Source organism: Streptosporangium sp. NPDC002607 (assembly GCF_053592655.1).
Genome location: NZ_JBSFWD010000008.1, coordinates 122,569 through 143,913, shown reverse-complemented (window position 1 = coordinate 143,913; position 21,345 = coordinate 122,569). Strand labels below are relative to the sequence as shown.

19 protein-coding genes are annotated in these 21,345 nt (G+C 70.1%); 8 read left to right on the top strand and 11 right to left on the bottom strand.

The window, feature by feature from the left end:
* Nucleotides 1–15 precede the first annotated feature (15 nt).
* The 7 genes from ACWD3H_RS12155 to ACWD3H_RS12125 all read right to left on the bottom strand — a co-directional run bounded on the left by ACWD3H_RS12155 (nucleotide 16) and on the right by ACWD3H_RS12125 (nucleotide 6,464).
* Complete coding sequence (locus ACWD3H_RS12155; RefSeq protein ID WP_451954969.1) at nucleotides 16–783, bottom strand: ABC transporter permease; 768 nt, start codon at nucleotides 781–783, stop codon at nucleotides 16–18.
* On the bottom strand, nucleotides 747–1,562 hold the full coding sequence (locus ACWD3H_RS12150) for an ABC transporter ATP-binding protein (protein WP_451954968.1): 816 nt from the start codon (nucleotides 1,560–1,562) through the stop codon (nucleotides 747–749). The genes ACWD3H_RS12155 and ACWD3H_RS12150 overlap by 37 nt, the downstream gene beginning before the upstream one ends.
* Nucleotides 1,559–2,539, bottom strand: a complete 981-nt coding sequence (locus tag ACWD3H_RS12145) for an ABC transporter substrate-binding protein (protein WP_451954967.1) — start codon at nucleotides 2,537–2,539, stop codon at nucleotides 1,559–1,561. Before ACWD3H_RS12145 ends, ACWD3H_RS12150 begins: the two co-directional genes overlap by 4 nt.
* 81 nt (nucleotides 2,540–2,620) lie before the next feature.
* Nucleotides 2,621–3,355, bottom strand: coding sequence for a GntR family transcriptional regulator (locus tag ACWD3H_RS12140; RefSeq protein WP_451954966.1), 735 nt, complete (start codon nucleotides 3,353–3,355; stop codon nucleotides 2,621–2,623).
* A gap of 613 nt (nucleotides 3,356–3,968) precedes the next feature.
* Nucleotides 3,969–4,307 carry a hypothetical protein gene (locus tag ACWD3H_RS12135; RefSeq protein WP_350966070.1) on the bottom strand — a complete coding sequence of 113 codons (339 nt, stop codon included), beginning with the start codon at nucleotides 4,305–4,307 and terminating at the stop codon, nucleotides 3,969–3,971.
* 565 nt (nucleotides 4,308–4,872) lie between these two features.
* Nucleotides 4,873–5,646, bottom strand: a complete 774-nt coding sequence (locus ACWD3H_RS12130) for a hypothetical protein (protein ID WP_451954965.1) — start codon at nucleotides 5,644–5,646, stop codon at nucleotides 4,873–4,875.
* Nucleotides 5,646–6,464 carry a DUF692 domain-containing protein gene (locus tag ACWD3H_RS12125; RefSeq protein WP_451954964.1) on the bottom strand — a complete coding sequence of 273 codons (819 nt, stop codon included), beginning with the start codon at nucleotides 6,462–6,464 and terminating at the stop codon, nucleotides 5,646–5,648. The genes ACWD3H_RS12130 and ACWD3H_RS12125 overlap by 1 nt, the downstream gene beginning before the upstream one ends.
* Before the next feature lie 850 nt (nucleotides 6,465–7,314).
* Between ACWD3H_RS12125 and ACWD3H_RS12120 the strand changes: the two genes are divergently transcribed.
* The 6 genes from ACWD3H_RS12120 (at nucleotide 7,315) to ACWD3H_RS12095 (ending at nucleotide 12,247) form a co-directional block, all read left to right on the top strand.
* Complete coding sequence (locus tag ACWD3H_RS12120; RefSeq protein WP_451954963.1) at nucleotides 7,315–7,470, top strand: hypothetical protein; 156 nt, start codon at nucleotides 7,315–7,317, stop codon at nucleotides 7,468–7,470.
* Nucleotides 7,471–7,523: 53 nt separating this feature from the next.
* Nucleotides 7,524–8,513 (top strand): MvdC/MvdD family ATP grasp protein, encoded by a 990-nt coding sequence (locus ACWD3H_RS12115; protein WP_355548718.1) that lies wholly within the window; start codon nucleotides 7,524–7,526, stop codon nucleotides 8,511–8,513.
* The gene (locus ACWD3H_RS12110) at nucleotides 8,510–9,505 is read left to right on the top strand and encodes a TIGR04500 family putative peptide maturation system protein (RefSeq protein ID WP_451954962.1); all 996 of its coding nucleotides are present in this window, start codon (nucleotides 8,510–8,512) and stop codon (nucleotides 9,503–9,505) included. Before ACWD3H_RS12115 ends, ACWD3H_RS12110 begins: the two co-directional genes overlap by 4 nt.
* Nucleotides 9,506–9,711: 206 nt before the next feature.
* Nucleotides 9,712–10,104, top strand: coding sequence for a VOC family protein (locus ACWD3H_RS12105; protein ID WP_451954961.1), 393 nt, complete (start codon nucleotides 9,712–9,714; stop codon nucleotides 10,102–10,104).
* A 204-nt stretch (nucleotides 10,105–10,308) separates the two neighbouring features.
* Nucleotides 10,309–10,962 carry a response regulator transcription factor gene (locus ACWD3H_RS12100; RefSeq protein ID WP_355548727.1) on the top strand — a complete coding sequence of 218 codons (654 nt, stop codon included), beginning with the start codon at nucleotides 10,309–10,311 and terminating at the stop codon, nucleotides 10,960–10,962.
* 73 nt (nucleotides 10,963–11,035) lie between these two features.
* A complete protein-coding gene (locus tag ACWD3H_RS12095; protein WP_451954960.1) occupies nucleotides 11,036–12,247 on the top strand; it encodes a sensor histidine kinase in 1,212 nt (403 codons plus the stop codon).
* 11 nt (nucleotides 12,248–12,258) lie between these two features.
* On the opposite strand, the gene ACWD3H_RS12090 is transcribed toward ACWD3H_RS12095, so the two are convergent.
* Together ACWD3H_RS12090 and ACWD3H_RS12085 are read right to left on the bottom strand one after the other, a co-directional pair.
* Nucleotides 12,259–13,656 carry a S41 family peptidase gene (locus ACWD3H_RS12090; protein ID WP_451954959.1) on the bottom strand — a complete coding sequence of 466 codons (1,398 nt, stop codon included), beginning with the start codon at nucleotides 13,654–13,656 and terminating at the stop codon, nucleotides 12,259–12,261.
* Nucleotides 13,657–13,778: 122 nt separating this feature from the next.
* Complete coding sequence (locus tag ACWD3H_RS12085) at nucleotides 13,779–16,682, bottom strand: HelD family protein (protein WP_451954958.1); 2,904 nt, start codon at nucleotides 16,680–16,682, stop codon at nucleotides 13,779–13,781.
* 367 nt (nucleotides 16,683–17,049) lie between these two features.
* On the opposite strand from ACWD3H_RS12085, the gene ACWD3H_RS12080 reads away from it, so the two are divergent.
* On the top strand, nucleotides 17,050–17,685 hold the full coding sequence (locus ACWD3H_RS12080) for a class I SAM-dependent methyltransferase (protein ID WP_355548739.1): 636 nt from the start codon (nucleotides 17,050–17,052) through the stop codon (nucleotides 17,683–17,685).
* A 24-nt stretch (nucleotides 17,686–17,709) separates the two neighbouring features.
* Here ACWD3H_RS12080 and ACWD3H_RS12075 read toward each other — a convergent pair whose 3' ends face one another.
* The gene (locus ACWD3H_RS12075) at nucleotides 17,710–18,105 is read right to left on the bottom strand and encodes a cupin domain-containing protein (protein ID WP_451954957.1); all 396 of its coding nucleotides are present in this window, start codon (nucleotides 18,103–18,105) and stop codon (nucleotides 17,710–17,712) included.
* Between the two features lie 97 nt (nucleotides 18,106–18,202).
* Here ACWD3H_RS12075 and ACWD3H_RS12070 point away from each other — a divergent pair, with 97 nt between their 5' ends.
* Complete coding sequence (locus tag ACWD3H_RS12070) at nucleotides 18,203–19,162, top strand: helix-turn-helix domain-containing protein (RefSeq protein WP_451954956.1); 960 nt, start codon at nucleotides 18,203–18,205, stop codon at nucleotides 19,160–19,162.
* 9 nt (nucleotides 19,163–19,171) lie between these two features.
* On the opposite strand, the gene ACWD3H_RS12065 is transcribed toward ACWD3H_RS12070, so the two are convergent.
* Nucleotides 19,172–21,193 carry a hypothetical protein gene (locus tag ACWD3H_RS12065; protein WP_451954955.1) on the bottom strand — a complete coding sequence of 674 codons (2,022 nt, stop codon included), beginning with the start codon at nucleotides 21,191–21,193 and terminating at the stop codon, nucleotides 19,172–19,174.
* Nucleotides 21,194–21,345 lie beyond the last annotated feature (152 nt).

Below are 21,345 nucleotides of genomic sequence, written 5' to 3'. Positions count from 1 at the left end.
CTCCTAGCTGTGACATCAGTAGCCGCCCGCGGAGAAGAGGTAACGGCGCAGGAACGTCGACCCGATGCGCTTCCAGAGCCGGTCGACGATGAAGCCGAGGATTCCGAAGCACAGGATGCCGACGAAGATCTGGTCGGTCCTGAAGTAGGTGCGCGCGTTCCAGATGAGGAAGCCGATGCCGTTCTGCGTCGCGAGGGCCTCGGCCGCCACGATCACCAGGAAGGCGTTGGCGAGCGCCAGCCGCATACCGGTGAAGATGTGCGGGACGGTGGCGGGGAACACCACGGCCCGCAGCAGGGTGACCCTGCCCGCGCCCATGCTGCGCGCCGCGTTGAGCTTGTCGGGGTGCGCCGAGGCCGCGCCGCTGGCGGTGTTCACCATCACGATGAACGCCGCCGAGTAGGCGACGAGGTTGACCTTCGACGCCTCCCCGATGCCGAACCAGAGAATGAAGACCGACACCAGCGCGAGTGCCGGGACGAACCGGAAGAAGTGAATGAACGGATCGACGATGGCCCTGGCGACCCGCGAGGTCCCGGCGAGGATGCCGAGCGGAATCGCGATCACCGATCCGAGGATCCAGCCCAGGAAGACCCGCTGCAGGCTGATCAGGATCGCGCTGCCGAGCGTGCCGTTCGAGATCAGCTCGACCGCGGCGTCGGCCACCGTGGTGGGCGGCGGGAACAGCGTCGGGTCGGTGCCGAGCGTCGCCAGCTGCCACAGGATGACGAACGCCACCACGGCGGCTACCGAGTAGAGCGAGGAACGGCGGAGTCGGCCCACAGCTTGTTCACCTCCTCCTCGATGTCGATCTCGACCTGGCGGGCGAGCTCGACGAATCCGGGGGAGAACTCGTCGCGCGGGTAGGGCAGGTCGACCTGGTACATGCTCTTGATACCCGACACCGGTGGCGCGGACATCACCGCGATCCGCTGTCCGAGCAGTACGGCCTCGCGGATGTCGTGGGTCACGTAGATCACCGTCCGCACCTCCTCCCGCCACAGGCGCGACACCTCGTGCTGGAGGAGTTTCCTGGTCTGGGCGTCCAGGGCGGCGAAGGGCTCGTCCATCAGCACGATCCCCGGCGAGACCGCCAGCACCCTGGCGATCTGCACCCGCTGCTTCATGCCGCCGGACAGCTCGTGCGGGTACTTGCCCGCGGCGTTCTGCAGCCCGACCTTGCGCAGGTAGTCGTCGGCGACGGCCGAGCGCTCCGCGCGGGGACGGCCCTGCATGCGCAGGCCGAACTCGACGTTCTGCTTGGCGGTGAGCCACTCCATCAGCGGCACGTCGACGTTCTGGAAGATCATCGCCCGGTCCGCCCCCGGCCGGGTGACCGGCCCCTCGGGCGTGCGGACGTCGCCCTCCGTCGCGTCGGCGATGCCCGCGATCAGGCGGAGCAGCGTCGACTTGCCGCACCCGCTGGGGCCGACGATCACGAAGAACTCACCGGTGTCGACGGTCAGGTCCAGGTGCCGCAGGACCCAGTCCCCCCGGCCTCCGGTGAAGTCGATGCCGATGTCGCGGAACGAGACGGCCTCGTTCCGCCCGACGCCGGTCACTTGTCGACCTCGACCTTTTCTCCGGCCACGGCCCGCATGGCGGTGAGGTCCACGATCTGCGAGACGTCGGTGACGCCGGTGAGCTTGCCGAGGTCGACCAGGTACTTCTGCAGGTTGACCAGCTGCTCCATCTGGCCCTTGCTGAGCCCGAGCCCGTAGCCCTGGCCGGGGATGCCGGTCTCCAGCGCCTTGACGTCACCCTTGGTGCCCGCCGCGACGATCCGCGCGGCCTCGGCCGGGTCGGCGGTGACCAGGTCGGTGGCCTTCTGGTACGCCCGCAGCACGCCCTCGACCGCGGCGGGGTTCTTGGCCACGAAGTCGGTCCCGCCGACCAGGAAGATCGACTGCACCTGGCGCACCGACTTGTCGTCGGTCATGATCGTGATGTTGGGGTCGGCGGTCGCCTGGTCGACGCCGTTCGCCCAGATCCAGGCCGCGTCGAGCTGGCCGGTCTTCAGCGCGCCGACGATCTCGAACAGGCCGGGCATGGACATGAGCTTGACGTCGCTCTGCGCGATGCCCTGCTGCTCCAGGTACTTCATGGTCACGTACGACTCCAGGGTGCCGTCGACGTAGCCGATGCGCTTGCCGACGAGGTCCTTGGCGTCGGAGATCCCCTTCGTCACGGCCAGCTTGTGGAAGCCCGGTGCCGGAGAGGCGATCGCGCCCAGGATCCGCAGCCTGTCGGAGGCGGCGCTCAGCGCGGCGAAGTCCAGCGCCGGCGCGAGATCGGCCTGGCCGGCGACGACGGCCTTCACCCCGTCGATGCCCTCCTGGTACATCTGCGACTCCACCTGGATCTTCTCCTCGGCGAAGTAGCCCTTCTCCTGGGCCACCCACATCTGGGTGCCGAGCAGGAAGTTGTTCGTGGCGATGCGGACCGTCGCCGGCGCCGCGCTCGCCCCGGTGCCGCCGTCGGTGGTGGGGGTGGTGCTACTGCCGCAGGCCGCAAGCGCGAACAGCGCGACGGCTCCCATAGCTACTGAAAACGGGTGAAAACGCCTCGTGGACATGAGGACTCCGTGGATCTTGAGGTGAATCGTGAAAAGCGGGGGCGGTCAGGTGCGCGCCGTACGGACGAATCTCAGTCGGACCGTGTCCGTCCGGTAGTGAATGTCGCTGAAGATCACTGGGTGCCCGGTCTCGCTGTAGCTGGACTGCACGGCGCGGAGCAGGGGAGTGCCGGGGGCCACCTTCAACAGGGTGGCGATCTCGCCGCTCGCTCCCGCGGCCTCCATCTGGACCTCCATCCGGATGACCCGGGTCCGTCCCATCCCCGACAGCAGGGTCAGCAGGTCGACGTTCACATCGGTCAGCGGGGTGAGGTCGAGCTCGCGCCCGTTGAGCCGGGTGGGCACGTAGTCGCGCAGGAAGACCGCCGGGGTCTCGTCCACGTCGAAGACCCGGTCGACCCGCCACACGGTGGCCACTCCGTCCAGCGCGAGGGCCTGGGCGACCTCGGCGTCGGCGCCGACCCGCTCGACCCGGCCGTAGGACACCGTCGGCTCGTGCCCGGCCGAACGGATCGCGTCCCGGATCGGGATGATCGAGCTGGAGCCGATCACGACCGGCTCGGAGCTGTCGGCCACGAACGTGCCCACACCCCACCGCCTGACCAGCAGGCCCTCACTCCACAGCAGCCAGAGCGCCTCACGCAGGGTGGTGCGGCTCACGCCCCAGCGCTCGGCCAGGTCCTTCTCCGAGGGGAGTTGCGCACCCGGCTGAAGGTCGTCCGCGATGAAGACACGCAGCTCGGCCGCCACCTTGGCCGCGAGGTTCTCACGGATGACCACGTCGTTCCCTTCGCCAGACGTCCAGAGGTCTAACCTCTGCAGGCATATATATAGGGAAATCTAACTAAATGCAATGAGATGTTCACTTGAGTGAGTGAATGATCTACGGTGACCGTTTTCTGGGGCTTCACGAAGAAGATCCGGAAAGGCGGGCGTCGACCTGGGCAGGGTGAGCGAAGATCGACTGTGTCCCTGATGCGGCGATGAGCGGTCCGAACCTGCGGATCCACCCGGGCGGCGTGCCGATCCGCGACACCGCACCCACGAACGGGCATGGGAACGTCGGGTGCGCCGATGGCGATCCGGGTCCCTCGGAACCGTTCCTCGGGGGCGACCGGGCATGCCCCGATGAGGTCCGCCCCGCTCCCTCGCGCGATCACGGCCGGTGTGGCCGTGCCGTGAGGGGCGCCGGTCTCCGTTTCGTGCCCGCGTGCATCGGGGCGAACGGCCCTTTGGTCAGGGGGATTTCGCGAGCGACGGCAGAGTACGCGAACAGCGGAGCTCCAGCCCCTGAAAGTCCTTGGGCTGGAGCTCCGCTTCTTCGTTCACGGCCGGTCCGACCGGTGAGACGCGTTTGACCGCGCGGTTCTGCCGTTCGGTGTTTTGTTCGTGGTTATCGGCAGAACCTGTCGTAGCCGTCGTCGTAGCCGTCCAGCCAGCCTCTGTCGTAGTCACTTATTCTTAGTGCGAGGCCGGGCAATTCTCCTGATTTAGCCCGTGGCCTTGAGCAGTCCTGGCCGGCGGCCCGGTAGCCGTCTCGGTAGCCGTTCCAGTACCCTCCCCTCGGGTCCCTGGCCGGTGGGGTCGGCTCCGTCACCCTGGCCGGCAGGGTGCTCACCGCTGGTGACGCGGGATCCGGCGCGGCCGAGGCGGGTGAGATCGAGACCGGTCCGAGGGCCAGGACCGCGAGAAGCGCCGGACCGAGAACCATCAGTTGTCGCTTGCCGTACATGGGTTCCTCCTCTGAATGGCCGCGAGTGTGAATCACTTGGCGGCCATGGGCACCAGGCACGATATAAGGCGAACCGTTTGCGGCAAGGGATCTGATTGCTCGCTTTCTCATTCTTGAAGTAGGTATGGGCGAAGCCAATTTCCCCGCGATTTCTGTTTGTTCCGGCGACTTCCGGGAAACCGCGTACTGGACTCGGCCACGAGATCTCCCAGGACGTGAACCGGCCGGCCACGGCAACTGGAAGAGGAGCGGGGTTGTCGACGCCCCGCTCCTCTTCTAGCCGTTGCCGTGGTTATGGCTAATGACCACATCGGCTGCAGCTGCTCCCACCACAGTGGTCCGGTGCCTGGTCGGAGGTGAGATCGACGATGGGCTCGAACACGAATGTTTGATCGGTGATGACATCGACCGGTGTCTCTGTGCTCATGGGCTTCCTTTCACAGTGTGACCCGCTGTGGGCGGGCCACAGCTCGACGACCCGTTGCCGGGCCGATTTCCGCGCCGTTCGAGTGACCTCGGTGAGGTCGGCGCGGAGCCTGATGGAGATGGCCATCCAGGAGCCGTCTCAGTAACGGTCAGGGGTGAGGTTCAGCACGCCGGCCGCCGCGAACCGGGTGAGCATGCCGGTGACCTGGTCGGAGTCGGCGCCGATCGCCGCGATCACCTCCGCGACGTTCCGGGTGCCGTCGCAGCGGCTCAGCAGGGCGGCGGTGGCGTCGTTGATCCGGTAGACCCGGACGGTCGGCTCACCCCACTGGCGTTGCAGCAGGATCGACGTGTGCCGGGCGGGCAGTCGCGAGGGCGGCACCTCGGCGGTGACGTCGTGACCGAAGGAGGCGGTCCGGACGGTGGGGGAGACGCCGGGCATCCCACGTACCGGTCCGTCCGGCGCGAGGACCGGTTCTCCGGCTGCCTGGGCGGCCCGCCGGTCACCGGCGAGTTGTCCGCACAGCAGTTCATAGCGGGCGAAGTCAACCAGTGGCGCCGGTACCCGGCCGTCGATCCACATCACCAGTTGCCCGGCCTCCCCGGAATCCACAACCCCCTCGCCCGGTCGCGGCCGGCGAACGGTGGCGGCGGCGAACCCGTCCAGCAGCTCCGGATGGTGGGCCTTCAGCTCGGCGGCGGTGGCGGGCAGGCAGGCCGTCACCTTCTGTACCAGCTTGCCGCGGACGCTCTCGCCGGTGACCCGGAATCCCGCGGGGGAGGCGCCTGCCAGCATGGCCAGCTCGGCGTCGCTCAGCCCGTAACGGTGCCGCAGCCGGGCAGGGTGCTCACGCAACGTCGCCAGCTCGGCCTCGCGGGTCAGCACCGCGGCCAGGGCCTCCAGCAGGCCCATCAGACGCTCCCTGCCAGGAGGGTCCGGGCCCGGTCGACCTCCGCCAGCAGCTCGTACGGATCATCGGGGAAGTTCCGGTCCCGTTCCACCAGGGTGGCCTGAACGGTGGTGCGGCCCACCAGTTCGGCCAGCAGCCCCCACACCCGGGGCGGTACCGGTTCACCATGGGTGTCGAGGGACGGCTCGCCGTCGTCTGAGTCCTCACCGCCCGCCAGGTGCACCTGCGCCACCCGCTCCACCGGGATGGTGCCGAGGAACTCCAGCGGATCGAAATCGTGATTGCGGGCGTTGATGTCGAGATTGGTCAGGTCCAGTAACAGATGACACTCGCAGTTCTCCATCACCTCGGCGATGAACTGCGCCTCGCTGAGCGGGCCGGCCAGATCCACGTAGTAGGTGATGTTCTCCAGCAGGAACGGCGCCCCCACCGCGTCCTGCACCTTCTGCGCCCGGCGTCCCAGCCGGCGTGCCGTCTCCCGGGTGCGGGGCAGCGGTACGAGCACCCCGAGCGCCACCTGATCGGTCCGGGTGAAACAGAGATGGTCGCTGAACCACGGCGCGTCGACCTCGGCGACCAGAGCCGCCAGCGCCTCAAGGTAGTCCCCGTCGACCTCGCGGTCCGACCCGATGGACATCTCCACCCCGTGCGGCACGATCGGGAACCGGGTGGCCAGCGCGCGCAACCGTTCCCGCCTGTCGGCCGGGGCGAACAGGAAGTGCTCAGTGATCACTTCCAGCCAGTCGATCCGGTCGGCATGCTGGTCGATCATCTCTGCGAGCTCGGCCCGGTAACCCAGGCCTGAGCCCAACTCGCGCAATCCGAACACCGTGCACCCCCAAGATCCAGCGTGTGTCGCCATCCAGGGATCTCGCGTTGCCAGTACTCCCGAATAATTCCCGAGCCCGTTTCCGCCACACTCCCCCGGCAGACAAATGCTGAATTATGCCGAAAAAAGCGGATATGCACAGAAATATGAAAATCCTTGATGATGATTTCCCGGCGTCCGCCAAGATCTAGTATTCGAAGGATCTAATCAGTTCGTAGGTTCCTGGACTCAGGAATGGCGATCGCCGATGTAGGTGGGATGTGGATCGGCGAAGAAGGACCACACCAGAGCGGGCGTCTTCTATGGACGCCGCGGCGCGCCCAGCGTCGGGGTCTTGAGCTTTTCGACGCCGCCGGCCAAGAAGCGGGGCGCTCCGGTCATGCTTGACGCTCTTTCGCACCCACCCGTCCGGGTTGAGCTCGGATGAGTACGCCGGCAGGAGAACAGCGACGGTCCGCCCTGGCTGTCGTCGGCGACCGGACAGGAAAGCCAAGGTCATCGGCAGGATCAGGGTTACCGGCGTCGACCCCGATCTCGTCCAGCCGGTCGGCGCGATCCAGGTGGGGGCACGTTGACCGACCGCACCCCCGACTCGACGAACCGATCCAACACGGCCAGGACGCCGCCGCGGGCCTGATCGGCGGCCCGCTCGGCGATTCGACGAGCGGCCTCCGCCTGGGCTTCCCCGACTTCCGGGGCCGACCCGCGGACGTCGGCCCAGGTGGTCGCCGGTAGGCCGTGTCCACAAGATCCAAGTTGGATACAAGCCCTTTGCAAGAGCACATCATCATGATCGGGAAACGCAAGGAAAGTTCGTGACACAGAGAATGAGGTTGAAGTAGTGACCATTCGTATCGACGATCTGCACGGTGCCGCTGAGCTGTCCGACGACGCGATGGACAGCGTGATCGGTGGGCGTGAGCCGATGACCCCGCCCAGCCCCAGGGTGTGCACCTCCATCAACAACGGCCAGCCGGACAGGTGCTACGACTTCTGATCGATCGGGGGCGGCGCCCGCGCGGGTGCCGCCCGTTCCCCCTGGAGAACCTGGTGATCCTGATACTCAGTGCGAAGAGCGACGCGGGGGTCAACCTCGTTCTGCCCAAGCTCGTCGAGCGCGGCCTCGAGGTGTACTGGTGGGACCCCGGCGACTATCCTTCCGCTACCCGAATCACCTCCCGGCTGGTCAACGGAACGTGGCGGCACACGCTGGTGACGGATGACGCGGAGATCGACTCGTCGGACATCAGCACCGTCTGGGTGCGCCGCCCCGAGCAGCCACAGGCGGCGTCGACCGTCGAAAACCCCGACTACCGCGACTTCGTGAAGAAGATCGGGCGGATCTACCTCGACGGCTGGGAGGAGACGCTCGACGCCCGTTGGTTCCCCGCTCGAATGAGCGTTCTGATGCATGCCCAGAACAAGCTGGTCAACCTCGCCGCCGGGGCCAGGCTCGGCTTCACCGTGCCCGAGACGACCTTCACCAACGACCCCGAGGGGCTCGCAGAGGCGTGGGCGGAGACGGAGGGCCGGCTCATCGCCAAGGAGGTCGAGTTCGTGCCGTACCAGCTCGACGGTAGGGGCCACAGCTTCTACACCACGCCGCTCACCCGGCGGCACCTCACCAGCCGCCACCGCCTGGCGCACGCCCCCGTGATCCTCCAGCCGAGGATCGAAAAGGCCACGGAACTGCGGATCACCGTCGTGGGCGAGCAGGTCTTCACCGTGGAGATCCACTCCCAGGGGTCACGGATGACCCGCGAGGACTTCCGCCACTACGAAGGCAACTTCACCGAGTACGCCGTCCACGACCTGCCCAAGGACGTGGAGCGGCGCTGCGTCGAGCTGGTCAGGTCGCTGAACCTGGCCTTCGGCTGCATCGATGTGATCGTCACCCCGGAAGGCGAGTACGTGTACCTGGAGCTGAACCCCAACGGTCAGTGGGGGTGGCTGGAGGAGTTCACCGACCTGCGCATCTCCGACGCGGTCGCCGACTGGCTGGCCGCCGGAGAGCCGGCCGTCCGGGAGGTGACCGCGTGACCGGTTACCCGGAGACGCTCGCCGCAGCCGTCGAACTGCTGCGCGGGCTGCCGCGCCACCGCGACGCCGTGCCCGAGGCGCGCACGACCGTGGCCGCCTGGCGCGCCGCCAACCCCGGCTCCCGCGCCCAGCTCGTCGTGGACGTACGGCCGGGCACGCCGCTGGTCGACTACGATCTGCTCGTCGACCATCCGGACGGCGGCACCGTCGCGGTCACCGCGTCCGTCGAGGACGGCGTCCCATGGACGATCGACCACTCCGCGCACTGGGCGGCGAGCAAGGTACTGAGCGTGGACGGTCAGGAGCTGTCGGTGCAGACGGCCCTGCTCACGATGCGGGCGTACGGCGAGCGCGACCGGACCCTGCACGACGACCTGATCGACTACTGCCTCCTCACGCTGGAGACCTGGGACGACGAGGCGCCGTCCGAGGAGGAGCTGCAGCGGGCGTCCGACCACTTCCGGCGGCGGCGCGGGCTGCACAGCCGCGCCGACATGCTGCGATGGCTGAAGGAGGTCGGCCTGACCCCCCAGGCGTACCAGAACCACCTGTTCGCCCTGGCCAGGACGGGCCGGTTCAGGAGCCGCAAGGAGACCGAGTCGGCCAGAGCCTACTTCGAGGACCACACCGCGGACTTCGACCACGTGTCGGCCGCGTGGGCGGTCGGTCCGGAGTCCAGGCTCGGCGAGCTGGCCGTCCAGGACGACCCCTTCGCGGCGCTGGGCGCCGCGGTGGCGAATCCCTCCGGCGAGCTCGCCGTCCAGGTAGCCGAGCGGGTGGCGGCCGAGCTGCCCGCGCCACTGCGCGACATCGCCGAGGGCGTGGCGGTCGGCCCCGTGCCGTACCGGGACTCGTTCCTCTTCGGCGCCGTACGTCACCGCCGCCCCGCCCAGCCCGACGCCGCCACGCTCGCCGTGGCGGGGCGAGCCGCGTTTTCCGCCTTCATGGCCGACCGGCGAGCCAAGGCGAAGATCGAGTGGTACTGGCTCTGAGCGCGGCGCCTCGTTGAGGGCGCCGGTCCTGGGGACGGGGTTCCCAGGGCCGGCGTCCCACCTCGATGGACGCGGAGCCCGGTCCACGCGGACCTTCGGCTCCGGCCGTCGACATCCGACACCGAACCGGAGCCACGCTTTAAAGTGTGACTCCAATGTCTTCAGATCCGCGTCGGCGCCCCCCGTCGGCCGGGAAGGGGTGACCGATGACGGTCCTGGGCGGATTCCACCACGTCAAACTGCCGGTCTCGGACGTGCGCAAGAGCATCGAGTGGTACGGGCGGGTGCTCGGCCTTGACGTGGCGATCGAGTTCGTCGAGGCGGGCGTACTGCGCGGTGTGGCGCTGCGCGACCGGGACGGCACCCTCATGCTGGCGCTGCGCGAGGAGCCCCGGCTGGCCGGGGAACTGCGCGGGTTCGACCCCGTCGCACTCGGCGTGCCGACCTACGACGCGCTGGTGGAGTGGTCGGATCACCTCGGCGCCGTCGGCGCCGCCCACTCCGGAATCACCGAGGCCAGCATCGGATGGCTGATCAGCGGGGTGACCGACCCCGACGGCATCGAGATCCGCCTCTACACCCTGCAGAAACGCGGGTGAACCCACCGCTGACCCACCGGCGGGCAGATCACCGAGGCCCGGGTCTCGACCGGCTCGACGAGGAGAACTCGACGTACCACCACACGGTACGGACCGGGGCATGAGCCCGTACGATCATCGGCGGGTATGGCCGGAGCGGTGACGACAGAGGTGTGGCGCGGGCGTTAACGCCGCTGTTACCGGTGGTCGGATACGACTTCGATCATGCGGATACTGGTGGTGGAGGACGAGCGGGATCTGGCCGACCTGGTGGCCATGGGGCTGCAGCGGCACGCGATGGCGGTGGACGTGGTCTACGACGGCGAGGCCGCGGTGGAACGGCTGGCCGTCAACGACTACGACGTGCTGGTGCTGGACCGGGACCTGCCCGGGATACCCGGCGACGTGATCTGCCGGGATCTGGTGCGGGCCGGGGCACGTACCCGCATCCTGATGCTGACCGCGGCCGCGTCGGTGCCCGAACGGGTCGCGGGGCTGGGGTTGGGGGCCGACGACTACCTGCCCAAACCCTTCGACTACACCGAACTGGTGGCGCGGGTGCGGGCCCTGGGACGGCGCAGCCAGGCGCCGCTGCCACCGGTGCTGGAACGGCACGGGATCGTGCTGGACCCCCAGCGGATGCAGGTCTCCCGCGACGGCCGCTTCCTGAGGCTGTCGCTGAAGGAGTACGCGGTGCTTGAAGTGCTGATGCGGGCGAACGGGAGCGTGGTGAGCGCCGAGACGCTGCTGGAGTCGGCCTGGGACGAGCACGTCGACCCGTTCACCACCGTGGTGCGCGTCATCATCAGCCGGTTGCGCGCCAAGCTCGGCGACCCGCCGTGCATCAGGACCGTGCCGGGCGCCGGGTACCTGCTGTGACCCGGCGTACGGCCTGGGAACGTGCGGTGCCGGATGTCCGACGTGACCCGGCGTACGGTCTGGGAACTCCGCCGTGACCCGGCACGCGGCCTGGAAACCTTTCGGCACGGTACGAGCGCGCCTCACCCTGCTGTACACCGGCCTGTTCCTGGTCACCTCGACGATCCTGCTCACCGTGGTGAACCTGCTGCTCACGAGCGCGCTGGAGAGCCGGGTCAGCTCCATCGCGGAGGACTTTCCGCCCTTCGGCGAACTCCCCGCGCCGAGGGCACCCGGGGCACCCGGGGCGCCCGGGTGCCCCGGGTGCCTGGTGCGGCCCGAGGTCGTCGACACCATGAACGCTCTGTCCGGTGCGGTGCTGCGGTACCAGTGGACCGTCAGCGCGATCGTGATCGCCCTGCTCGCCGTCGTCTCGGTGGCCGCGGGCTGGTGGCTGGCCGGACGGGTGCTGAGCCCGCTGCGGCACATCACCGCCACCGCGCACCGTCTCTCCCTGTCCAACCTGCACGAGCGGATCGCGCTGGCCGGTCCCCGCGACGAGCTCACCGATCTCGCCGACACCTTCGACGCGATGCTGGAACGGCTGGAACGGTCGGTGGACAGCCAGCGCCGTTTCATCGCCAACGCCGCCCACGAACTGCGGACCCCGCTGGCCGTCCAGCGGGCCGCGATCCAGATCGGGCTGGACGACCCGCTGCCGGGCCGGCTGATCCCGGTACGGGAGAAACTGCTGACCGCCAACCGGCGGACCGAGCGGCTGATCGACTCGCTGCTCCTTCTCTCCCAGGCGGAACACGGCCTGGACCGTATGGAGCCGGTGGCCCTCGACGCGCTGATCCGCCAGACGGTCGAGGAGACGGCCGCCGACGGTGTCGTCATGGGTGTCGTCATCACCTCAGGCACCCGGCCGGTCGTCGTCGCGGGTGACCCGGTGCTGCTCGGCAGGCTCCTGACCAACCTGCTGCAGAACGCGGTCCGCTACAACCGTCCCGGCGGGACCGTGCACGTCGGCCTCACCGAGGCGGGTGTGCTGACCGTCCGCAACACCGGCCCGGACGTGCCCGCCGAACGGATCGCCGAGCTGTTCCAGCCGTTCCGCAGGCTGCACTCCCGGACCCGGAGCGCCGACGGCGCCGGTCTCGGCCTGTCCATCGTGGCCTCGATCGCCCAGGCCCACCACGCCGCTCTCGCCGCCCGGCCCAACCCCGGTGGCGGCCTTGAGCTGACCGTGAGGTTCCCCGTCCCCAGCACCGGAGCGGAGCCCGGCAGCCGCCGGGCTCCGTGATCGAGGAGGGCCTACTTCAGCAGGGTCAGGGCCTTCGCGACGCCCGGGTCGCGTCCGGCGGACAGGTCCGCGGAGGTCATCGGGGCCTGGTGGTCGGGGGCGACGCCGATGGTGTTGACGACCTCCCGGTTCGCTCCGATCTCGTGGACCCTGGGCAGGATGAGAATGCTGCCGTCGTCGAGCAGATAGCCGGCTCCGGGGCCGGACACCGCGCCGGCGGTACGGGTGCCGACCAGGGTGCCGAGGCGCAGATCCTTGACCGTACTGGTGAAGGAGTCGCACGCCGAGGCGCAGTTGCGGTCGATGAGCGCGACCAGGGGCAGGCCCAGCAGTGGCACGGTGTCGTCGCTCCGGTTGGCGGTGCAGCGGTCGCGCACGTCGCACCAGTAGCTGGTGGCCTTGCCGTGCGACCAGGCGCCGAGCAGCCTGGCGACCTCCTGCGGGCTGCCGCCGCCGTTGCCGCGCAGGTCCAGCACCACCCCGCGCAGGGGCGCCTGCTCGCGCAGGGAGGCGATGGCCTGCAGGACCTTGTCCGCCGCGCCGGGGAAGAAGGCCGGCAGCGCGACGTAGGCGACGGCGCCGGACAGCAGCCTGGACTCGACCTTCGGCTCCGGTCCCGAGACGGGCGCGGGCGTCACCGAGGCGGTGACGGTGCCGCCGGTGGAGGGACGGCGCAGGGTGAGCCGGATCGCCTTCCCCGCCGGGGGCCTGATGATCCCGTCAAGGACCCCCTGGGAGAGCACCCCGTTGACGAAGAGCGGCACCTCGTCGACCGCGACGAGCTCGTCGCCCGGCCGGATCCCCGCCTTGGCGGCCGGGCCGTCAGGAAGAACGTCGGTGATGAAGGCCGGCGGGGTGGCCGCCGGATCGGCCACTCCCGGAGGACGGATGCCGGAGAGGCGGGCGCCGAGCGACACTCCGCCAGGAGTCGGACGATCCCAGTTCGCGTGGTTGTCGTCGAGGCTCCTCACCATGCCGCGCATCGTCGCCTCCGCGACCGCCTGCCGTACCTCGGGGTCGGTCGGCAACGTGTCGACGACCTTCTGGTAGACGGTGCGGAACGCGGCCCAGTCGGCGTCCTTGCGGCCGGTGAGCGCCGGCAGCGTCGCGTTCGGCCGGTCCAGCCCGCGGCGCTGCAACTCCTGGGTGAGCGCGGTGAACGCGGGCACCAGCAGCGCGCGGGGGTCCAGGACCGGACCGCTGTAGTAGTTGGCGAAGACGCAGCGGTACGCCTGCTCGATGGTGGTGACGGTGGTCGGCTTCAGCGCCGGAGGTCCGGACGGGCCGGACGGGGGCGTGCACGCCGGTGGCCGGCCGCCGGCCGCGCGGTCGGCGCTCGCGCCGGTGGCCCCGGAACCGATGAGGGCGGCCAGCGCGACCGCGACGACGAACGATTTCCTGTTTCTCATGCCGCCGAGCATCGCGATCATGCCGTTGCCGGGATGTGAACGCGAACGTTAACACCGCCGTAGCGGTCCCTCCGGTAGGGAGCACGGCGCTCGGGCGGGGTGATCCACCCGGCCGCGGCGGGTCAGCCCGGAGCCTGGCCGAGGGCGGTGGCCAGATCCTCCCCGGCCCATCCGGTGCCGTCTCTCCAGATCGTCGTGATGCCGAAGGCGGTGGTCAGCATCGCCGGCGCCCACGCGGGCTCGGGGGCCTGGGGGAGCACGAGGAAGAGGTGCTCCGCGCGGTCCCCGCCGACGTGCTCGACCTCCATGATCCGCAGTACCGCCTCGCGCATCCGCTCGTAGGTGTGCCCGCCCTCTCCCAGGACCTCGTACAGGACCGCTCCCCGCGGACCCTTGCAGGTGATGTCGGCGAGAGGGGACTGCGAGGGGGCGAGCCTGGCCCCGTGCAGCTCGGCGATGAGCCGGTAACGCACCTGCTCGTGGACGTGGCACTGCCTGTCGGCGCCGACCCGCTCCTCCAGCGAGGAGACGAAGGACCGGAAGCTCTCATCCGTGGCCGGGGTGTCGGGCCTCATCGTGGTGTTCTCCTCGGCGCTGGTGAATTCCTCCGGTACGGGGTGTGCCGATCCGTTCTGCGCGGTGATCGTGGCAGTGGCCGGTTTCCCGGGCACGGTGAGCGTTGAGGTGGCGAGTTCTTTCGGTACGGGGTGTGCCGACCCGTTCTGCACCGTGATCGTGGTAGTAGCCGGTTCTCCGGGCGCCGCGAGCGCCGGGGCCTCCGGTCCGCCCAGCACCGCGGGGAGCGGCGCCGCGTGGACGACGGTGAGCGACTGGGTGCACCTGGTGATCGCCACATAGAGCCGGCGCGGCCCCGCGGGCCCCTGGTCGGCGATGGCGGCGGGTTCGACCACCACGACGTGGTCGAACTCCAGGCCCCTGGCCATGGTCGCGGGCAGCACGCTCACCGGCGGTACGTCGTCCGCCGCGACGGTTCCCTGCAGCGCCGCGACCTTCCGCTCCAGCTCCTCCAGCAACGCGGTGCCGTCGGGGGCGATCAGCGCGACCGACCGCGACCGCTCCAGGTCGGCCGTGGCGAGATCCAGCGCCCGCGCGAGGGCCTCGTCCGCCAACCGCTCGGGTCCGGTGCGCGCGATCGTCAGCGAGGTCTCGTCGGCGGGGCGTACCGACACCGGGACCGTGGTGGACAGGGACACGGCCCTGGCCAGCGGCGCCGCGAACCGCATGACCTCGTCGGGGACCCGGTAGCCCACGGCCAGCTCGGCCAGGTGCCAGCCGTCGCGCCCGCTCAGGATTCCGGCGAGCCGTCCCCACACGTCGTACTGGCGGGCGCCGGTGGTCTGGGCGAGGTCGCCGAGCACGGTCATCGAACCGCCGGGGCAGCGGCGGGCGATGGAGCGCGCCTGCATGGGGGTGAGATCCTGGGCCTCGTCCACCACGATGTGCCGGTAGCGGCGCGGCTCGTCCCCGGACAACAGGTGGCGCAGCTCCTCAAGGCAGACGAGGTCGTCGGGAGTCCAGGGCTCCTCGGAGGCACGGCTCACCCGGGGGCGCAGCACCGCCTCCCGCTCCTGTTCGGTCAGCACGCCGGGAGCCGCCGCGTGGATCGCGTCCGGGTCGTTCAACGTCCTGCGCAGGATGGTCTCGGCGTTGAGCGCGGGCCACATCGCGTTGATCAGGGAGGCCACCCGGCCGTGCTTCTCGATCCCGGACCGCAGGGCGCCGTCCGGTCGCTGCCCGGGAAGCGCCTTGGCGTATCTGCTCAGCAGGCGGTCGACGAACGTGTCGACGAACTTGCGGCGGCGGACCAGGTAGGGGCCGCTGGAGTCGCGCGCCTCGACGGCGAGCGCCTCGATCTCGGTGCCGGGAAGCGTCAGCGCGGCTCCCCGGTACGGGGTGCTGAAGACGTCGTCGCTGATGTGCGAGGCCGGCGCCTCGGGCCGGATGCCGCTCTCGACGACGCGGCGCAGCACCTCGGCCATCCGCTCGTCCGACTTGACCAGGTGCGCCGCGGGAGTGTCGACGGCGCGGACCTCGCCGTCCCAGAGCCGCGCCACCTCCACCGTCGCCACCCCCCGGCTGCCGAGCCTCGGCAGGACCTGGCTGACGTAGCGCAGGAACCCCCGGTGCGGTCCGATCACCAGGACGTCGTCCGGGGTGAGCCCCCGGTTCGTCGGGTCCAGCAGCCAGACGACGCGGTGCAGGCCGACCGCGGTCTTGCCGGTCCCCGGGCCGCCCTGCACGACCAGCACCCCCGGCCGTCCGTCGGAGACCAGGTCCAGCTGGTCTCGCTGGATGGTCTCCACGATGTCGCGCATCAGCCCGTCGCGGGCCCGGTCGAGGTCGGCGAGGAGGAAGGCGTCGGCGTTCTCGCCGGGCGGCTCCTCGATGGGGGAGACGGCCTCGGGGACCTCCTGGAGTCTGCGGTTCGCGACCCGGGGCCGGATGTCGTCGAGGTAGTCGGTCACCGTGCGCCCGTGCAGGCGCAGCTTGCGGCGGAGCCGGATCTCGCCGGGGCGGGAGGCACGGGCCTTCATCCAGCGGACCGCCTGCTCGGTGGTCCAGCTGATCACGACGAGATCGCCCTCGGCGTCGCGGACCGCGCGGCGTCCGATGCGCCAGCTCTCCCGGCCGTCCGGGTCGTCGGCGACGTCGACGCGCATGAAGACGAGCGGTTGCTCGCCGAGGTCGTCCTCCACCCCGAACTCGGGGGGCACGTCCGGGACGAAGGGGAGGCCGGTGTCGGGGTGCTCCTGGCCGTGCGTGCTCCTGACCCGGTCGGCGCCGAGCCGTCTGCGCTCGACGCAGTCGTACGCGTGGTCGACGGCGCGCTGCTCCTCGGCGATCACGGCGATGCGCTCCTCGTGCGGGATCACCAGGGCACGGATGCCCGCGCCCGTCCCGCTCGTCCGGTCGCCACTCGCCGCTCCGGCGGCGCGGTCACCACTGGCCGCCAGGGCGACGGGGTTGCCGCCCCGGGTCAGGGTGGCACGGTCGACGCTGCCCATGTTTCCTCCGAGGTCGGTGCCCGGCGGCACTGCTGGACTGGGGGTTTCCCTCGACGGGACGCGCGGCCCGAACCGGACCGGAGCGAGGGGACTCCGCTCGGTAATCCGATCGAGTGTGCGCCGCGTCACACTCATGGACCGTAGACCATCTTCCAAGAAATGTGAACTGAACGCACAAAGATTTTTTATGTGAACCTTAGTCCTGAGTGTGGTCTTCGCGGTGGACTCTTCCCAGGAGAGCATCCCCGGCCAGGCGCCGGTGGCGTACGGACACCGGTTGTGCGGCGTCCACCCGCGAAACGACCGTGGTCGTCCACCGCCGAGTCGCTCAGCCGCGTGGCAGCCGCCGGAGAGTTACTTTGAAATCATGACGAACTCCTCAATGCAGGACACGCGGTCGCGTCGATACTGGGACAGGCAGGCCGACTCGTACGACCGGCGGATGGAGTTCGTCGAGCGCCGCTTCTTCGCCGGCAGCCGTCCGTGGCTGTGCGGGCAGGCGTCCGGCGACACCCTGGAGGTGGCGGTCGGCACCGGCATGAACCTCGCCCACTACTCAGGAGACGTCCGGCTGACCGGGGTGGAGTGGAGCGCCGCCATGCTCGCGGTGGCCCGGCACCGGGCCGAGACTCTCGGCCGGGCGGCCGACCTGCGGCAGGGCGACGCGCGCGCACTGACCTTTCCCGACGAGCGCTTCGACACGGTCGTCTGCACGTTCTCACTCTGCGGCATCTCCGACGAGCGGGCGGCGCTGGAGGAGATGGCCCGGGTGCTCAAACCGGGCGGCCTGCTGCTCCTGGCCGACCACGTGGCCTCGTCGTCCTGGCCGTTGCGAATGGGGCAGCGGCTGGTCGACCTCTTCAGCGTGCCGGCGGCCGGCGAGCACTACTGCCGCCGGCCCCTGATCGGGGTGCGCGAGATGGGATTCGCGGTGGAGCGGCACGAGCGTTTCAAACTCGGCACCATCGAGCGGTTCGCGGCCAGGAAACCGGCCGCCGGGTAGCGGCTTCCGCCCGGCCGCGTCGGCTCAGCCGAGTGCGTGGCCGGTGGTGGCGTCGATGTGGCCGGGAATCGGGTCGTGCCGGTCGCCGACCGATGGGGTGCCGGTCGGTTCGAACATCAGGATCGAGGCACCCCGGGCCGACGACGGCCGGTGCTCGACACCGCGAGGTACGACGAACACCGCACCCTGTGGCAGCGTGACGACGCGTTCGCCGATGTCGGCATCGCGCAGGGCGATGGACAACTCGCCGTCGAGCACCATGAAGAACTCGTCGGTGTTCTCGTGGACATGCCAGATGTGCTCGCCGGACACCTTCGCGATCCGGACCTCGTAGTCGTTCACCCGGGTGACGATTCGCGGGCTCCACAGCCTGTCGAAGCCGGCCAGCGCGGTCCGCAGGAGGATCGGTTCAGCGTTCATGGGGCCATCGTGGCGGGTGGCGTCCAGGCGGCGCGAGTGCTAGGAATCGCACATGTCGCATGGATTCTCGCAGGGAACGGCGGGCCGGCCTCACCGGGTGACCGTGATCGTAGACAACGGCTCGAACCCGTTCGAGCTGGGCGTGGCGACCGAGCTGTTCGGGCTGCGCCGCCCCGAGATCGACGTGCCGTGGTACGACTTCACGCTCAGCGCCGCGCTGCCCGCCGTCCGCATGCACGCCGGAATGTTCACGCTGTCGGACGTGGCCGGGCTTGACGCGGTCGACGGGGCAGACACCGTGATCGTGCCCAACCGGCCGGATCCGCTGGTGGAGCCGGCTCCGGAGGTGCTGGCCGCCATCCGGCGCGCCGCCGGGCGGGGCGCCCGGCTGGTGAGCTTCTGCACCGGCACGTTCACCCTGGCCGCGGCGGGCGTCCTCGACAATCGCAGGGCCACCACGCACTGGCGCTGGGCGGAGTCGTTCACCGCCCGCTACCCCGAGGTCCGGCTCCAGCCCGACGTGTTGTTCGTCGACGACGGCGACGTGCTGACCGCGGCGGGCAGCGCGGCGGCGCTGGACCTCGGCCTGCACCTGATCCGCCGCGACCACGGCGCGGAGGTAGCCAACACGGTGAGCCGTCGCCTGGTGTTCGCGGCGCATCGGGACGGTGGTCAGCGGCAGTTCGTCGAACGGCCGGTTCCCGCCGTCCCCGACGCCTCCCTCGGCTCCGTGCTCGCCTGGGCGCAGGAGCGGCTGGACCGGCCGCTGACCGTCGCGGACCTGGCGGCACGCGCGGCGGTCAGCCCCGCCACCCTGCACCGGCGGTTCGCCGCCCAGCTCGGCATCACCCCCCTGGCCTGGCTCACGGCCGAACGGGTGGCGCTGGCCTGCCGGCTGATCGAGCGAGGCGAGCTCCGGTTCGACATGGTGGCCCGGCTCAGCGGGCTCGGAACCGCGTCGAACCTGCGGGCCCGGATGCGGCGGCAGACCGGGCTCAGCCCGCTGGCCTACCGGCGGCGGTTCGGGCCGGACGCCGAGCCGGCCCCGGCGGGATGAGCTCCTCGGTCAGTTGGTACGGGTGTTGGGGAGGTGCTCGCCCAGGTAGCCGATCCAGATCTTGCCGGTGGTGCCGGCGGAGTCGTCGTGGAAGTACATCCGAGGGGCCGGGTACCCGACGGACCGGAGCTTGATGTGCGACTCCATCAGGACCTGCCCGCTCGGATGCACCTCGGGCGGGACGGCGAACCTGCGGGGGGCGCTGAACTTGGAACGGGTGACCACGCTCTTCGACTCGCGCATGGAGAGCATCCCGGTGGGGATGGTGCGGCGACCGGGAGAGTCACCGGCGCACCAGTCGTAGAAGCCGCCCGCGAACCTCCCGCTGGACCGCGCCCCCGCGAAGTCGTCCAGGGCGCGCAGCGCGTCCCACGCCTTCGCCGCCCAGGTACGGCACTGGATGTGATGCTCCAGGTCCAGCCGGGCGGCGGCGCCGTCGGTGTCGCCGACACCGATGTGATGCAGGCTCTCGCGGGCCTTGGCCAGAACCTCGACCAGGCCGCCGGGTTCGAACACCGGATCGTCCTCGGTCACCCCGTACACCGGCTGGCCCGCCTCGGCGAGCCTGCGCTCCAGCCAGCGGACCCGCTCGGCGAGCTTCCTGGCGCTCGTGACGGCCTCGGCGTACTCCTCGTTGAGCAACCGGTGCTCGTCGCGGAGGTTCTTCTCCGCCTCGGCGGCAGGCCCGTCGCCGCGCCGTTCCGCGACGATGTCACGCAGGCCGGAAAGGTGCGCGCCGAGCACGCGGATCTCGCGGAGCACCTGGCCGGAGTCGCCCGCGATCTGCGACGAGGTGGCGAGTCCCAGCGCCGTCTCCAACTCCCCGCGCAGTTCCTTGACCACCATGTCCGCGACACTCTGGGCGATCTCCGCCGTGGCGGAGACCGGCCCGGTTTCCACGGTCCCCCCGGCCGCCTCCGCAGTGGCCTCCGCAGTGGCCTCCGCGGTGGTTTCCGCGGTGGTGACGGTTTCGGCCTTCGGAACGGTAGGACGCCTGGTCATGGCCATCATCCGCCGCCGCATCTCCTCACGGGCGAAATCGACCTTCGAGGGCCGGGGTGCGGCGGCGTCGGCGATCTCGCCCAGTTCGGCCCGTCCGGCGAGTACGCGGTGGACGACGTCGAGCGTGCGCCGCACGTCGTCGGGGACCTTGCGATGTGCGGTCTCACCGATCGTCCCGTCGACGATCCGGTCGAGGGCGGCGGCGCCCCGGCCACGGATCGCGGCGTCGCCCATGGGCGGGTGCCGGCGGGGATAGTGCTCCCCGGCGGGATCGAAGGGGGCGAAGTAGGTGCGGATCGCCCCGCTGAACACGCCCAGCTCCGGGCCCATCGCCTCGTTGAACCGGTCCTGGGCGCGCAGGTCGGCCAGCCGTACGACCAGGCCCGCGCCGGCGACGCCGTGGGCCAGATGATCGGCGCGCTCCCGCGCCACCTCGGGGTCGCGAGGGTCCGAGGAGACGACCAGTATCGGTACCCGGCGTCGGGGCTCGGTCATCACCGAGACGAACCGCTGCACGTCGTCCTCGGTGAGGAGCACCGCGGCGCCCTCCACCTGGACGGCGCCGTCACTGATTCGCGCGGTGTTCAGGTACGCCGGGAGGAAACCCGGTGCCTTCACCATCGCCGGTTCCGGTTGCTGTTCGGCTCCCTGTTTCCCGCGCTGCTTCGCGCTCCGTCTCCCGGTCCGCTCCGGTTCCCGTCTCGCGGCCGGGTCAGCCCCCCCGTGCTGCTCCACGGCGACGACCACCCATCCGGTCATGTTCGGCGTCGATTCGGTGTAGGTCACCCGGGTCCGCAGGCGCCCCTGCCCGTACGGCTCGTCCAGCGTGTAACGGCCGCAGTCGCCGCGCCGCTCCATCACCAGCCGGGCCCCGCCGGCCTCGGCCTCGTCCTTCACCACCGCGGCGCTCGGCGGCGGGAACCCCTTCCGTACGACCCAGTCGGAGAAGCTGCGGCGCAGCCGGATCGAGATCGGAGGGGTGGGGTCGCGTAGCACCGCCTGATATAACCGCGTCACATTCGACGTCATGATCACGACACCTTCATCAACATCGGGGAGTACGGCTCGCGTCCGGTGAATGGACGTCGGCGCGTACGAGGTTGGATGTCAGCGAGGCCCGAAGGTTCCCGCAGGTGCGCATAGTGCGGCATGAACGCTTATTTGGGAGGGGGTTCCGCAAT

Coding starts and splice junctions, on each gene's coding strand:
- ACWD3H_RS12145 (WP_451954967.1), bottom strand. CDS start 2,539: ATGGGAGCCGTCGCGCTGTTCGCGCTTGCGGCCTGCGGCAGTAGCACC.
- ACWD3H_RS12135 (WP_350966070.1), bottom strand. CDS start 4,307: ATGTACGGCAAGCGACAACTGATGGTTCTCGGTCCGGCGCTTCTCGCG.
- ACWD3H_RS12130 (WP_451954965.1), bottom strand. CDS start 5,646: ATGGGCCTGCTGGAGGCCCTGGCCGCGGTGCTGACCCGCGAGGCCGAG.
- ACWD3H_RS12105 (WP_451954961.1), top strand. CDS start 9,712: ATGACGGTCCTGGGCGGATTCCACCACGTCAAACTGCCGGTCTCGGAC.
- ACWD3H_RS12100 (WP_355548727.1), top strand. CDS start 10,309: ATGCGGATACTGGTGGTGGAGGACGAGCGGGATCTGGCCGACCTGGTG.
- ACWD3H_RS12090 (WP_451954959.1), bottom strand. CDS start 13,656: ATGAGAAACAGGAAATCGTTCGTCGTCGCGGTCGCGCTGGCCGCCCTC.
- ACWD3H_RS12085 (WP_451954958.1), bottom strand. CDS start 16,682: ATGGGCAGCGTCGACCGTGCCACCCTGACCCGGGGCGGCAACCCCGTC.
- ACWD3H_RS12080 (WP_355548739.1), top strand. CDS start 17,050: ATGACGAACTCCTCAATGCAGGACACGCGGTCGCGTCGATACTGGGAC.
- ACWD3H_RS12075 (WP_451954957.1), bottom strand. CDS start 18,105: ATGAACGCTGAACCGATCCTCCTGCGGACCGCGCTGGCCGGCTTCGAC.
- ACWD3H_RS12065 (WP_451954955.1), bottom strand. CDS start 21,193: ATGACGTCGAATGTGACGCGGTTATATCAGGCGGTGCTACGCGACCCC.